Origin of the sequence: Paenibacillus sp. A3, assembly GCF_001399685.1 — a bacterium.
GTDB lineage: Bacteria > Bacillota > Bacilli > Paenibacillales > NBRC-103111 > Paenibacillus_G.
In genome coordinates this window covers 1-1,280 of sequence record NZ_JTHN01000392.1, presented here as the reverse complement: position 1 = coordinate 1,280, position 1,280 = coordinate 1, and the positions used below count along the sequence as shown (strand labels likewise).

Here is a 1,280-nt window from a genome sequence, read left to right as displayed (position 1 = left end):
GACATAGTACAGCAGCTCTTGAATTTCTTTGGACAGCTCGCGGGCTTCCGCGTCCGTGTCCGGGGCGGCAAGCCGCATCTGGGCTTCCGCAAGCGCCGTACGCAGCGCTTCGGCTTGGCGGCGGCGCTCGGAAGCATCCGCCCGGGCGCTGTCCATCCAGCGCTGGAGCACATCGGCCGCACGGCGGATATCCGCATCGCCGGCCCGTACAGCCATCTCGGTCAGTTCCGCGAACGTAAAGCGGACGAACTCCCGCTCGAAGCGCAAAATGCCCGATTGCTCGACCGTCTCGCGGTCCTCTTGGACTTTCCCTTCGAGGGCGTAGTAGCTCGACAGCGGATAAATCCGCGGGTGCCGAATGCCATGCTGGAGCAGGTTCGTTTCGACGTGCTTGACGACCCCTTCCAGCTCTTCGGCGGAGGAAGCCAAGTCGGCGGCATTGACGATGAAAAACATTTTATCCAGCTCGAAGCTGTCTTTCACGCGTCCGAGCTGCAGCAAAAACTCTTTATCCGCATGGGAAAACGCATGGTTATAATACGTGACGAACAAAATCGCGTCGGCGTTCTTGATGTAATCAAACGCTACGCCGGTATGACGCGCGTTAATGGAGTCCGCTCCCGGCGTATCGACCAGAACGACGCCCTGCTCGGTGAGCGGGTTCGCATAGTACAGCTCGATCAGCTCGACGAAGCACGATTTTGCTTCGTCGGCGGCATACCGGCCGAACTCCTCGGCCGTGACGTGCAGCTCTTGGCCCAGATGCGGGCTCATCTCCGCCCAGCCTTTCTCGACGGCTTTAAGAAACGCGTAATGCGGTTTACCCTTGCCCGGAACTTGATCGGCTGCCAGCTTATGAATCGAAGCCAGTGCCTTTTCGATTGAATTTACATCGACACCCAAAACTTCCAACGAATAAAAGACATCGGAGGCCAGCCGTTCCGGCGTTTTCATTCGGACTTTGGCCGTGCCGTGCGGCCAGCCCTCTTCCGGGTCCGGCGGCATGATTTTGTTGATCGCTGCAGTCGTCGGATTCGGCGATACCGGCAGCACCCGTTCGCCGATCAGCGCGTTCGCGAACGACGATTTGCCCGCGCTGAACGCGCCGAAGAGCGCGATCGTGAAGCGGTTGTTCGCCAGCCGCTCCGCCTTCTCTTCGAGCGAGCGGCGGATGCTTTGCAGCGCCGCGGCGCCGGCAAGCTCCTGCGCGGCGCCGCCCAGGCGCGCGGCGGCCTCGTGCAGCCGCCGCCGGTGTCCGCCTGCGGCGAGCGCGTCCGCGC

1 protein-coding gene is annotated in these 1,280 nt (G+C 61.7%); it reads right to left on the bottom strand.

Translation table 11 applies throughout. From position 1 onward, the window contains the following. Nucleotides 1–1,280: dynamin family protein (locus tag QJ48_RS34885; protein ID WP_193394554.1), on the bottom strand; the 1,280-nt coding region annotated here is incomplete at both ends.